Source organism: Streptomyces odonnellii, assembly GCF_000981895.1.
GTDB lineage: Bacteria > Actinomycetota > Actinomycetes > Streptomycetales > Streptomycetaceae > Streptomyces > Streptomyces odonnellii.
Genome location: NZ_LATD01000314.1, coordinates 1 through 12,446 on the forward strand (window position 1 = coordinate 1; position 12,446 = coordinate 12,446).

General features: G+C 73.2%; 11 protein-coding genes. 3 read left to right on the forward strand and 8 right to left on the reverse strand.

Annotation, left to right across the window (positions count from 1 at the left end; genetic code table 11):
* From WH07_RS41390 to WH07_RS26975, 5 genes are all read right to left on the reverse strand, one after another.
* Window positions 1-744 (reverse strand): helix-turn-helix domain-containing protein (locus tag WH07_RS41390; RefSeq protein WP_232789073.1); only part of this gene is annotated, 744 nt, incomplete at its 3' end.
* Window positions 745-1,085: 341 nt separating this feature from the next.
* Window positions 1,086-2,015 carry a helix-turn-helix domain-containing protein gene (locus WH07_RS26960; protein WP_046505321.1) on the reverse strand — a complete coding sequence of 310 codons (930 nt, stop codon included), beginning with the start codon at window positions 2,013-2,015 and terminating at the stop codon, window positions 1,086-1,088.
* The gene (locus tag WH07_RS26965) at window positions 2,012-2,758 is read right to left on the reverse strand and encodes a peptidoglycan-binding protein (protein WP_232789074.1); all 747 of its coding nucleotides are present in this window, start codon (window positions 2,756-2,758) and stop codon (window positions 2,012-2,014) included. Before WH07_RS26965 ends, WH07_RS26960 begins: the two co-directional genes overlap by 4 nt.
* Before the next feature lie 513 nt (window positions 2,759-3,271).
* Window positions 3,272-4,003, reverse strand: coding sequence for a DUF3017 domain-containing protein (locus WH07_RS42245; RefSeq protein ID WP_408645944.1), 732 nt, complete (start codon window positions 4,001-4,003; stop codon window positions 3,272-3,274).
* A gap of 392 nt (window positions 4,004-4,395) precedes the next feature.
* Entirely contained in the window at window positions 4,396-5,259 is an 864-nt protein-coding gene (locus tag WH07_RS26975; protein WP_046505326.1) for a bifunctional methylenetetrahydrofolate dehydrogenase/methenyltetrahydrofolate cyclohydrolase, read from the reverse strand.
* Between the two features lie 254 nt (window positions 5,260-5,513).
* Here WH07_RS26975 and WH07_RS26980 point away from each other — a divergent pair, with 254 nt between their 5' ends.
* Window positions 5,514-6,095 carry a hypothetical protein gene (locus WH07_RS26980; protein ID WP_046505329.1) on the forward strand — a complete coding sequence of 194 codons (582 nt, stop codon included), beginning with the start codon at window positions 5,514-5,516 and terminating at the stop codon, window positions 6,093-6,095.
* Window positions 6,096-6,297: 202 nt separating this feature from the next.
* On the opposite strand, the gene purH is transcribed toward WH07_RS26980, so the two are convergent.
* Window positions 6,298-7,926, reverse strand: coding sequence for a bifunctional phosphoribosylaminoimidazolecarboxamide formyltransferase/IMP cyclohydrolase (purH, locus tag WH07_RS26985; protein ID WP_079023585.1), 1,629 nt, complete (start codon window positions 7,924-7,926; stop codon window positions 6,298-6,300).
* The gene (purN, locus tag WH07_RS26990; protein WP_046505347.1) at window positions 7,923-8,522 is read right to left on the reverse strand and encodes a phosphoribosylglycinamide formyltransferase; all 600 of its coding nucleotides are present in this window, start codon (window positions 8,520-8,522) and stop codon (window positions 7,923-7,925) included. The genes purH and purN overlap by 4 nt, the downstream gene beginning before the upstream one ends.
* 396 nt (window positions 8,523-8,918) lie before the next feature.
* Between purN and WH07_RS26995 the strand changes: the two genes are divergently transcribed.
* Complete coding sequence (locus WH07_RS26995; protein ID WP_079023587.1) at window positions 8,919-10,013, forward strand: hypothetical protein; 1,095 nt, start codon at window positions 8,919-8,921, stop codon at window positions 10,011-10,013.
* A 28-nt stretch (window positions 10,014-10,041) separates the two neighbouring features.
* Here WH07_RS26995 and WH07_RS27000 read toward each other — a convergent pair whose 3' ends face one another.
* Entirely contained in the window at window positions 10,042-11,769 is a 1,728-nt protein-coding gene (locus WH07_RS27000; RefSeq protein WP_157877439.1) for a cell division protein PerM, read from the reverse strand.
* A gap of 116 nt (window positions 11,770-11,885) precedes the next feature.
* Here WH07_RS27000 and WH07_RS40510 point away from each other — a divergent pair.
* Window positions 11,886-12,446: helix-turn-helix transcriptional regulator (locus WH07_RS40510; RefSeq protein ID WP_198533901.1), on the forward strand; the 561-nt coding region annotated here is incomplete at its 3' end.

Sequence of the window (12,446 nt, forward strand, 5' to 3'; positions counted from 1 at the left end):
GCCCTGCCCCCGGCCGAGGTCCATGGTCGCCCCGTCACCACGAGGCCCCCCGTATCCCGCGGACCCGCCGACGGGGCCGTTGGTGCGAGCGGCCCAGCCCCCGGGCCCGCCAGGAGCACCGGGCCGGCCGGGTCCTGCGTAACCGTCAGGAACCGCGGACCTGCCCGGGCCACCGGCCCACCCGGAGTCACCCTGTTCCCTGGCCCGCCACGATCCGCTGGGTCCTCCGGGCCCGCTCGGGTCACCCGGCCTGCCGGATCGCCCCGGGCCTCCGGTCCGCGCGGGCGCACCGACGCCACCTGGGCCGCCCGTACCACCGGCACCGCCGCCAGTGCCGTCCGGCCGTCCGGGCGCGCCGCTTCCCGCGCCGCGTCCGCCGGGCTCGCCCACCGCCGGAGTCTCCCCCGTCGCGGCCAGCGCCTCCCGCGCCTGCGCGATGCGTATCGCTTCCATGGTCATGTCGTGGCGCATCTCCGCGCGGCTCCACGCGCGTTCGGCCAGTTCCCACATCGTCGTCAGGTGCGTCGGGTTCGTGCCCGTGACGTCCGCCAGCGCGACGATCGCGCCCTTGGGAGCCAGCAGGCGGCCGTTCAGATAGCGCTCCCAGGACGTTCTGCTGTAGCCCGTGCGGTCGGCCACCGCCGCGATGCTCAGACCGCTGCGGTCCACGAGCCTGCGGAGCTGGCTCGCGAACTCCGCGACTTCCGGATCGAGTTCCTCCGGTAGCGCCTTCCAACGAGGCATTCGCCTTCCCCTTGTCCCCCCGCACGTGCCTGACTGTGCCCGCCCCGTGCCGCTGTCCCCCGGCCCGCCGGGCTATCCAGAGGGATGCGCGGGCCCAGGATGCCAGTTCCTGGTCCGGCGGCGCACAGAGGCATTGGACGCAGTATCGCGCTCCCCCCGCACGCCCCCACTGCCGAACGGTGCTTCAAGTCTCGCATCCGTTGCGCACCGATCACACCATGCCGGAATGGTTACCTCCGTGCATCAGGCAACAGGCAACCCTTGAACCCGTTCACCGCGTCCATGAGCCTGATGTGCGTGGGCGGCGCCCGTCCTCCCTCGGGGGAGAGGACGGACGCCGTTCACCGCTTCCCGAAGCACTCCTCGCTTCCGCCGTCGCCCGGCCGCAGACACACCCGCGCGTCCGCCAGCAGACCCGCGCCGGTCATCGGAGTCGACACATACCGCCCGACGTCCTGCTGTGTCGCGGTCAACCGGGCCGTTTTCGCGCCGGGTACGGTCAGGACGACCAGGTCCCCGGGACGCAGCCGGCTCGCCCGTGCCCAGATCGCGCGGCAGTGCTTCCCGTACCGCAGCTCCAGCCGCTGACCGCCCGCCGTGGTCAGGGAGTTGACGGTGGTAACCATGCCGTGGGCGCCGCAGCCCATGACCGAGGGGATCCGGCCCTCGCAGGCCGCGCCCGTGCACCCCGGCGTCCTGGGCGAGGCCTGGATCCAGGTCGCGTCCGCGGCGTCGTGCCGCCGTTCGTCCCCGCTGCCGTCCCCGGACAGCCCGGCTCCGGCGAGTACCGACGCGAGGACCACCACGGCGGCGGCGCCGAGTGCCAGACCGAAGCGGCGTCCACGGAAGAACGGCCTTGCCGGGGGCGGCTGTTGTACGGGGTCGGCGGCGGGGAGCCGTACGGACACGGCCGCCCCGGCCTGCGGCAGCGAACCCGTACCCGTACTCGCGCCCGTACCCACACCCGCGCCGTGGGCGGCCCCCGCCGCGACCGCCGTCTCGGCCCGGCCGCTCCAGCTCGCGTCGGCCAGTTCCCAGAGCATCAGCAGCCGTCCGGCGGGCTCGTCCGCCAGTGCGCAGAGCGCCTCGACCGCCTGTCTCGGCAGTGGTTGCGTGCCGTTGAGATAGCGCTGCCAGGAGGACTTGCTGTACGGCGTGCGCTCGGCCAGCGCCACCAGGCTCAGCCCCGTACGCTGCCGCAGCACCCGCAGGTCCGCCGCCAGCCGCTCCCCCTCCGCGGCCCCCGACGACGGCGCGCCGGCCGCGCTCACCGCCGTAACTCCGCCCAGGTGTCGGGACCGACGATGCCGTCCTCGACCAGCCGGCGCGCCGCCTGGAACTTCCGTACGGCCTCCTTGCTGGCCGGACCGTACAGCCCGTCGACCGCCCCCGGGTCGAAGCCGTGCCGCCGCAGCAGGCACTGCGCCTCGACGACATCGCGCCCATTGCCGTTGATGTCGATCAGGGCGTCGGTGGTGAGACTGTGCCCGGCGTGGGCGAGGCCGTCCTTGCGCTGGGCGGCGCAGTCGTACGTACGGCCGGGGCCATACGTCTGTACGGCCTGAGCCGCCGTGTCCGGCCCGTCCGGGGCCAGCAGCGTGCCTCCGCCGAAGCCCGCGGCCACGGCGAGGACGGCCCCGGCGAGCGCGTACCGCAGCGGGACGAGCCGCCGGGGTGGCACGGGCGAGGACGCGGGCGCCGGTTCGTCAACGGGCGGCGGGGGCGCCGAGAGGCCCTCAGCCGGTAACGCCTCAGCAGGTACCTCCGCCGGTAAGGCTTCGGCCGGCAACGCCTCTGCGGACCGGTCCGTCGGCGGCCGTTCCGTAACCGCCTCATGGACCAGCTCATGCAGTACGAGCAGCGGCGTCGGATCCGCGCCGCACACCCGCGCCAGCTCCTCCACCGCCCCTCGGGGCACCGGCTGTTTGCCGTTGAGATACCGCTCCCAGGAGGAGCGGCTGTAGCTCGTCTTCACCGACAGGGCTGCCAGGCCGAAGCCGGAACGGTCCTTCAACCGCCTCAACTGGACGAGAAGTTGCCGTTCCCTTTCCGGAAGTCCCGACGGAAGCTCTTTCCAACGCGGCATGTCCACCTCATGCGCTATGGGTCGCTCCAACACTTCAGCCCGGTTCTCCCCGGGACGGCGACCGCTGAACACAGAGTTCCGGGGCCGAACCGCGATCCGCCGCCTTCAGGACAGGCCGCGTGGCACGGCGACCGGCCTCGCGGTAGGGCCCGCCGTCCCACGCCGTCCCACGGGACGCACCGTCCCCGCAGGTCCGCGCCGTACGCGTCCCACAACCGCCCGGATCGGCAGGCATCCCTGGCGGCCGGCCGATCTGACGCGGAACAGTCTGTGGTGCACACCGGGCGGCGCGGTCCACCCCGCGCCGCCTTCGTCCAACGGGCGAGCACACAGCAGTCGGCCGGACGGGGGCAGGCCGTGATGGCCCGTACTCCTCGGGGGAGAGTACGGGCCATCGCCGGTGCCCTGCGTGGTGCGGGACGGTGGAGCTGGGGAACGGGTCTAGGGGACGGTGGAGTGGACCACGTCCTCCAGGAACGGGATCTCCAGCCAGGGCTTGGGCTGCGTCATGAGCGAGAGCATCACGATCGCGATGCCCAGCAGGCCGTACGTGGCCATGTCGGTGAAGCGCGAGCGTACGGCGAGCATGCCGACGGAGGGCATCACACGGCGGAGCAGCGCGCCGCCGATCAGGGCGAGGCCGATGAGGATCGTGCCGATCCGGAACGCCTCGGCGAACGGGTGCAGCCCGACGATCAGCAGCCCGAGGCCGATCGTGCCGAGCACGCTGAGCAGCGGCCACTGACGGGCGGGCGCGGAGGCGTCGCCCGGGGCGGCCCGGCCACCGCCCTCGGGGCGCGCGGTGTCGCGGGTGACGGCCGAGAAGCGCGGGCTGATCTCGGCGGGGTCGGCAGGCGCGGCCACTGCCGTGGCGGCGGGCGCCTTGTCGTGCTCCTGCCCCTGAGCGTCGTTGAGCGCGGCGGTCGTCGCGACCGCGACGGGGGCTTCGTCGTGCGGGGCTTCTGTCGCGACCGCGACAGGAGCCTGGTCGTGTGCGGTTTCCGTCCCTACAGCGATAGGAGCCCCGTCGCGCACAGCTTCCGTCCCAACCGTGACCGGAGCCTCGTCGCGCACAGCTTCCGTCCCGACCGCCACGGGAGCCTGGTCGCGCGCGGCTTCCGTCCCAACCGCGACAGAAGCCTCGTCCTGCGCGGCTTCCGTCGTGACCGCCACAGGAGCTCCGTCGCCCACAGCTTCCGTCGCCACCGCCGCCGGGGCCTCTTCCTGCGCGGGCTCATCGGTGACGGTGTCGGTCACGGCATCGCCGCCGCCCTTCACGGAGCCCGAGCCCGCGTCCGAGTCCGTGTACGCGCCGACCGGCGCCGCCACCGGCACGACCGTCTCGCCCGCGTCCGGCGCCTTCACGGCCGCAGCAGCCGCCCCGGCGGCCTCGCCCGGCGCGGCCCCGCTCGGCACAGCCTCCGCCGGCTCCGGCGAGCCGTCGGCGCGACCGCCCGGCTCCTCGACCGTACGCTCCCGCGCCCCGCGCTTCGGCCGGGCCGCGTCGCCCGTACTCCTGCCCGTACCCGTACCCATGGCCGCTCCCTTCCGCGTCACCGTACGGTTCAGCCCGCGTCGGCGGCGGCGCGTTCCGCCGCCTCGACCACATTGACCAGGAGCTGTGCCCGGGTCATCGGCCCTACACCGCCCGGGTTGGGCGAGATCCAGCCGGCGACCTCCGCGACCCCGGGGTGCACATCCCCGACGATCTTGCCGTTCTCGTCACGGCTCACGCCCACGTCCAGCACCGCCGCGCCCGGCTTCACGTCCTCAGGCTTGATGATGTGCGGCACCCCAGCCGCCGCCACGATGATGTCCGCCTGCCGGAGCTGCGCCGACAGATCGCGGGTGCCGGTGTGGCACTGCGTCACCGTCGCGTTCTCCGACTTACGGGTCAGCAGCAGCGGGATCGACCGGCCGACGGTGATACCGCGCCCCACGACCACCACATGCGCGCCCGCGATCCCGACACCGTGGTGCCGCAGGAGCTGGATGATGCCGTACGGAGTGCAGGGCAGCGGGCCCGTCTCGTTCAGGACCAGCCGCCCCAGGCTCATCGGGTGCAGCCCGTCCGCGTCCTTGGCCGGGTCCATCAGCTCCAGGACCCGGTTGGTGTCGATGCCCTTGGGCAGGGGCAGTTGCACGATGTAACCGGTGCACTCGGGGTTGGCGTTCAGTTCCGCGACCACCGACTCGATCTCCTCCTGGGAGGCCGTGTCCGGGAGTTCGCGCTGGATCGAGGCGATGCCGACCTGCGCGCAGTCGCGGTGCTTTCCGTTCACGTACCACCGGCTGCCCGGATCGTCGCCGACCAGCAGGGTCCCCAGGCCGGGCGTGATACCCCGCTCCTTGAGGGCCGCCACGCGGGCGGTCAGATCGGACTTGATCGCGGCTGCGGTGGCCTTGCCATCGAGAATCTGGGCGGTCATGACTCCATCCTCGCGGATGACCCGGCTCCGGTACCAATTCGAGTCCGCCCGGTGGCCCCCGTCACAGGCGCGCAAGCCGGACAGGAGGTTGCACTTGCACAACGCCCACGCAAAGTGACTGGACAAAATAGAACGTTGATAACACGATGGCCGCGCAGTACGCGGCCGGCGTCGGGGGGCAGTCCGCTCAGTCTTGCGAAGTTCCTCCTACTCGGGCCGTACGTCCCCAGCGTCACCAACGGAGGAACCCCGCCATGAGCTTCGGCGATCCCAACAACCCCTACGGCCAGCAGGGGCAGCAGCCCGGTCAGCCAGGCTATGGATATCCCCAGGGCCAGCCGGGCCAGCAGCCCGGTTACGGCTATCCGCAGGCCCCGCCGGTCCAGCCGTACGGCTACCCGGGCGCGCCCGGCGGCCAGATGGAGATGCCGGGCGGTGTCAAGGCGGCCCGGGTGATGCTGTGGGTCATCTCCGCCTTCCAGATCATCAGCGGACTGCTGACCTTCGCGGCGATGGGCGCCATCGACGACGCGGTCAGCAACGCCGGCGCCACCAGCGCCGAGGCCGAGACCTTCGCCGACTTCGGCAAGGGCATCGTCGCGTTCATCGCCGTGCTGACGCTGATCTTCGCCGCGCTCTCGATCCTGCTGGCGCTGAAGATGAAGACGGGCGGCAACGCCACCCGCGTCTGCGCGATCGTCTACGGCTCGTTCGCCACGCTGGGCGGGATCCTCTCGCTGCCGCTGGGCATCGTCACCATCGCGCTGGGCATCCTGATCATCGTGTTCGTCGCGAAGTCGGACGGCGCGGCCTGGTTCCAGCGGCCCCGCTACTGACGGCACCGCCACTGACAGCACCGCTACGGACCGGCTGCCGGTCCGCATGGCCGAAGGCCGTGACCTCCGCTCTCCTGGAGCGGGTGTCACGGCCTTCGGCGTCAGTGGAGCCAGTGGCCGGCGGAACCGGCGGTCGCCGGAACCGGTGCAGCCGCAACCGGTGCAGCCGGAATCCTGGCCGTCGGAATCCTGGCCGTCGGAATCAGTGGAAGAAGTGCCGCGTCCCCGTGAAGTACATCGTCGCGCCCGCCTTGCGCGCCGCCTCGACGACCTGCTCGTCACGGACCGAACCGCCCGGCTGCACCACCGCCTTGACGCCCGCCTCCAGCAGGATCTCCAGCCCGTCGGGGAACGGGAAGAACGCGTCGGACGCCGCGTACGCTCCCCGCGCGCGCTCCTCCCCCGCGCGCTCCACCGCGAGCTTCGCGGAGTCGACACGGTTGACCTGGCCCATGCCGACGCCCACCGAGGCACCGCCCTTGGCGAGCAGGATCGCGTTGGACTTGACCGCGCGGCACGCCCGCCAGGCGAAGGCCAGCTCCGCCAGCTCGGCGGCGGACAGCGGCTCGCCGCTCGCGAGGGTCCAGTTCGCGGGGTCGTCGCCGTCGGCCTGGAGCCGGTCGGTGACCTGGAGCAGCGCCCCGCCGTCGACGGGCTTGACCTCGACCGACCCGGCCGGGGCCGCGGGGCACCGCAGCACCCGGATGTTCTTCTTGCGGGCGAGCACCTCGACCGCGCCGTCCTCGTACTCCGGCGCGACGATCACCTCGGTGAAGATCTCCGCGACCTGCTCGGCCATCGCGGCCGACACCGGCCGGTTGACCGCGATCACGCCGCCGAACGCGGACAGCGGGTCGCACGCGTGCGCCTTGCGGTGCGCCTCCGCCACATCAGCGCCGACCGCGATCCCGCACGGATTGGCGTGCTTGATGATCGCGACACAGGGCTCGGCGTGGTCGTACGCGGCACGGCGCGCGGCGTCCGTGTCCGTGTAGTTGTTGTACGACATCTCCTTGCCGTGGAGCTGCTCGGCCTCGGCCAGGCCGCCTTCGCCGCTGGTGTAGAGCGCGGCGGGCTGGTGCGGGTTCTCGCCGTAGCGGAGCACGTTCTTCCGGGTGTACGTGGCGCCCAGGAAGTCCGGGAAGCCCGAGTCGTCGGCGGCTGCGTAGTCGTCCGCGAACCAGGACGCCACGGCCACGTCGTACGCGGCGGTGTGCTGGAAGGCCTCCGCCGCGAGCCGCCTGCGGGTGTTCAGGTCGAAGCCGCCGGTCCGTACGGCGCCGAGGACGTCCGCGTACCGCTCGGGGCTGGTGACGACCGCCACCGACGGGTGGTTCTTGGCGGCGGCGCGGACCATCGAGGGCCCGCCGATGTCGATCTGCTCGACGCACTCGTCGGCGGTGGCGCCCGAGGCGACGGTCTCGCGGAACGGATAGAGGTTCACGACGACCAGGTCGAACGGCTCGATGTCCAGCTCGGCGAGCTGTGCGCGGTGCGCGTCGAGCCGGAGGTCGGCGAGGATCCCGGCGTGCACACGCGGGTGCAGCGTCTTCACCCGGCCGTCCAGGCACTCGGGGAAGCCGGTCAGCTCCTCGACCTTGGTGACCGGCACCCCGGCGGCGGCGATCCTCGCCGCGGTGGAGCCGGTCGAGACGAGCGCGACGCCCGCCTCGTGCAGCCCGCGGGCCAGCTCTTCCAGGCCCGTCTTGTCGTAGACGCTGATCAGCGCCCTGCGGAGGGGGCGGGCCCCGGAGGCCGCCGGAGCCGTCTGCTGAGCGCGGTCGTCGGTCGTGGGCTCGTGCGTCGGCCGATTCGTACCTTCGGCGGTCACTGGATGGTTACCTTTCGTCCCTCAATGCGGTAGCCGTGCCGGGCCAGACGCCCCACGACCTCGACGAGCAGGCGTCGCTCGATTTCCTTGATGCGCTCATGGAGAGCGTCTTCCACGTCCTCGTCCCGCACCTCGACCACGCCCTGCGCGATGATCGGGCCGGTGTCGACACCGTCGTCGACGAAGTGGACGGTGCAGCCGGTGACCTTCGCGCCGTACGCAAGCGCGTCACGTACGCCATGGGCACCGGGAAAACTGGGGAGCAGGGCGGGATGCGTGTTGACGACCCGGCCGCCGAAGCGCGCCAGGAACTCCTTCCCCACGATCTTCATGAAGCCGGCCGAGACCACCAGATCCGGTGCGTACGCGGCGGTCGCCTCGGCCAGCGCCAGGTCCCACTCGTCGCGCGAACCGTAGTCCTTCACCCTGCGGACGAAGGTGGGCAGCCCGGCCCGCTCGGCGCGCTCCAGACCCGCGATGCCGCCGCGGTCCGCGCCGACCGCGACGATCCGCGCCCCGAAGGCCGCCGGGTCGTCGCCGATGGCGTCGAGCAGGGCCTGAAGGTTCGTACCGGATCCGGAGACCAGGACCACGATCCGCGCCGGGCCCGGCGCGGCGGGCCGGAAGACGAACGGCGGGGAGGCGGCGGGCTGAGGTGCGGAGGCGGGGGGCGGGGAGGCCACGGCGGGCGCCTTTCTGGAAGCGAGCACAGCCTCGCGGGGTCGTGCGGCGTCAGATGGTCGGCTGTGTGGTCGGCGCTGTGACAAGGCCGCGGGGCTTTGTGGGGTCCTACGAACGAATCACATTCGCCCTTACGGGGAACTCTACGAAGGAGCCGACCGTCAGCAACGATACCGGCACACCGAGCGGCCCCCACGGGACGGGGGCGTAGCCGGGAGGTAGCGTCTGGGGACAGGGTTTCCGTCTCCGGGGCGGGCCATTCGCGACAAGACCCCCGCAATCCACGGGTCTGAGGGGAAGACGTTCACCAGATGCAGGACCGACGCCGCCGCACGGCACTCCACCTCCCGCCGCCCGCCGGGCCGGTGCTGCTGCCGCGGGAACGCCAGTCCTCTTCCACCGGACCGTCAGGGACCCCTGGGCCGTCGGGGTCCCCGGGCGCTTCCGGATCCGCGGACTCCGAGCAGGACCGGGCCCCGGCCGGCGGCCCCGCCGGAGGCTCCGGTTCCGGCACAGGTGCGGGTACGGGTACGGCTTCCGGTACGGGCGCCGGTGCCGGTACGGACTCGGGCTCGGGTACGACGGGATCAGGCGGGTCCTCCGGCTCGGCCGGCTCCTCCGACGACAACCCCTTCGCGCCGCCGCCCGAGGGCAGGCCCGACCAGCCGTGGCGCCCCCGCCGCCCCGAAGGCGGACCGGGCGACGGCGGGTCCGGCTCCGACCGGAGCGGCTGGGGAAGCCAGTGGAGCAGCCGTCAGCCGGGCCGCTCCCCCGACGGCTTCGGCAGCCGCCCCGGAGGCCGGGACGGGCAGAACGGCCGGGACGGCGGCCAGGACGGACCCGAGAGCGGCCGTGGCGGCGGACTGCGCTGGGACCCCACGGACCCGATCCAGCGCCGCGCCCGCTACGCGCTGCTCGGCGGCATGTGGGCCTTCTTCTTCGCGCTCTTCGACTTCCCCGAGATCGCGCTGCTGCTCGGCTCGCTGGCGCTGTACTGGGGCGCCAGCTCCCTGCGGAACAAGCCGGCCGACGCATCGTCCCGCGACGGCCGCGACGGCCGGCAGAATCCCGCGCTCGCCGGTGCGGCTTCCCGTAACAACACGGCCGGCACGCCCACTACGACGGCCGGTTCGGCGGCACAGCCCGCCCCGGCCCCGGGTCACACGGCCGGGGCGCCCTTCCCGTCCGCGTCGTCCGCGTCGAGCAGGCAGCAGACCACGGCGGCGGTCAGCGGGCTGGTGACGGCCGGGATCGCGCTGGCGATCGTGGCGGCGACCTTCACCGTGCAGCTCGTCTACCGCGACTACTACACCTGCCTCAACGACGCCCTGACCAAGACGGGCCAGCTCTCCTGCAACGACGAACTGCCGCGCTCGCTCGTCCCGGTCTTCGGCGTCAAGGAGTGAACAAAGGAATGAACAGGGGCTGACGCCGTCAGGAAACGGCGCCCGAACCGCCGCCCGGAACCGTGCCGGAGTCCGTGTCCGAACCGCCGGGGCCGCTCCTCTTTTTCACGGGGGTCGGCCCCGACGGCTTTCCGGTGTCAGGGAAGTCGGCGGTCAGCCTGCCCGACGCCTGCTTGACCGCCGCCCATCGGGTCTGCCGCGCGCCGCGCTCGTGCCAGGCCTTGTCGGGCAGGAAGTCATAGGGCTCGAACGACGGTTCACCGGCATCCGCCTCCCCCTCCCTCTCACGCCGGGCCGCTTCGGTGTCGGCGACCAGCAGGTCCAGGCCGCCCGCCGTCTCCCCCGACGACGCCGATACGGCCCCCGCTCCGAGCCGCAGCGCCGGCCGCCGCCAGAAACTCTGCCGCGCCTCCGCCACCTCGGCGGGTTCCGCGGCCTCTTCCTCCGCCTCCCGTGCGGCCCTCTCCCGCAGCCGCCGGGCCCGTAGCAGCAGCGCCGCCGGTACGCCAAGACCCACCGTCCACACCAGCGCCGCCGCGCCCGTCAGCCACCACACCGGCCCCAGGACCGTCAGTTTCCCGGTGCCCATCGGCCCGCCCGACACCGCCGCCAGCACCGCCGTCAGCACCCCGCACACCACCCCGCCGAGCGTCGCTGTCAGCGCTGTCGCCCGCGCTCCCCAGGCCTCCTCCTTCGTGGTGTACGGCGGCGCGGCCACCCGTACGGTGAACCAGGCCAGCGCCACCGCCGCCGCCATCGGCACCACCGCCACGGCCCAGTTCAGCCCCGGCCCCGCCCCGCCGGGCGCCACGGCGAACGGCGCGAAGGCCGACGACGCGTCACCGCCACCGCCCGTCGCCCCAAGCGGGGTGACCGTCACGCCCGTACCCAGAGCGAAGCCCGGCCCCAGCCCGTACGCGGCGCCCCACACCGCGGCGTTCGGCACCAGCGCCAGTCCCATCAGCAGCAGCGCGCACCGCCCCGGCCAGTCCACGGCGAGCCGCAGGAACGAGCCGTACGCCCCCGCCCCGTGCCATGCGAGCCAGATCCCCACCAGCAGCGCACCGCCGCCCAGCAGCACCAGGAGCGACCCGGCGCCGGCCCGCAGCGCGAGAGCCGTCCCGCGCCGTACCCCGGGCGCTGCGACGATCCGGCCGAGTCCGCCCCGTACCGCTGCCGGCAGCCAGGCCGGCAGGGGACCGCGCGGACGGCCACGCGCCCGCCATGCCCCGGCCGCCGCGGCGACGACCGTCATCACGGGCAGGGTCAGCGCCGCGCACACCGGGCGCGCGCTCAGCGTGGCGCCCGCGACAAGGAGGACCGCCGCCGCGCCGACCAGCAGATAGCCGCCGGTCAGCGTGGCCACGACACTCGGCACGGTCAACGGGGGCCGCTCCTCGTCCGGTTCGAGGGCGTCCCTGGACGCCCGGTGGACCAGCCAGAGCGGCAGCAGCATCAGAAGCAGCGGGGTCACCCCGAGCGGCGCGGGATCGCCGGAGAGGGTGTCCGTGCGCAGCAGATCGGTGCCGTGGGCCAGCAGCCACAGCGCCGCCGCGGCCCGCAGGGCGCCACCGGCACCGCTGTCGGGGTACGGGGAAATGATCCACATCGCCAGCACCAGCACGGCGAACACGCCGAGCCCGACGCCCGCGGCGATGGCTCCACGGAGGAACGAAACGGTCAGGGCGGCCGCCCTGCCGCGCTCCACCGCCGAGGCCGAGGACAACGGCGCGCTGCGATCGGTCAATTGGGTCACATCGCCATGCTGCCCACGACACACGCTTGATCCATGCAACAGGCGGATGTTCGACGTGTCGCCCAATATAGTCTTATGTGCTTTTCGCCCCAGACCCGTGCTGCGGGGAGTCCCTCATGACGCAGAACACCACGCAGAGCACCGCGGACGGCTCCTCCAGCGTCCCGCCGCTGCCTCCCCCCAAGGAGCGCCGCCGACTGCGGGAGTCGAAGTCGATGACCGAGAAGCAGGTCGCGACGGCGGTGGGGGTGTCACGGGCGACGATCCGTTCCTGGGAGGCCGGCCGTACGACTCCGCGCGGGCGCAAGGCGGAGACCTACGCGAGGCTGCTGGCCGCCCTCGGCGCGGAACTGCGGGAGAAGGAAGCACAGACCGAACGGGCGGCGCGCCGGGCGGCCATGGAACGCTCGGCCGCACGGCAGCGGAACACGTCAGCGCCGTCGCCGGCGTCACCGTCGACCGCTTCGGCGGCGTCGGCGTCTTCGGCGGGCTCGGCGACATCCGCGTCGCAGAACCGCAGAAGAGCCGGCCCACCGCAGGCGTCGCCGTCAGCCCCGGCGTCGCCGGGCTCGCGGTCGCCCTGGCCGACCGTCAGTCCGTCGCTCGACCCCTCCCGCGACCGGGTGTCGGCCAAGGCGCCCGTGGTGCCCCGGACACCCGCGCGGACCCCGCCGCCC

Coding starts and splice junctions, on each gene's coding strand:
- WH07_RS26980 (WP_046505329.1), top strand. CDS start 5,514: ATGAGCTTCGGCGATCCCAACAACCCCTACGGCCAGCAGGGGCAGCAG.
- WH07_RS26975 (WP_046505326.1), bottom strand. CDS start 5,259: ATGACCGCCCAGATTCTCGATGGCAAGGCCACCGCAGCCGCGATCAAG.
- WH07_RS26995 (WP_079023587.1), top strand. CDS start 8,919: ATGCAGGACCGACGCCGCCGCACGGCACTCCACCTCCCGCCGCCCGCC.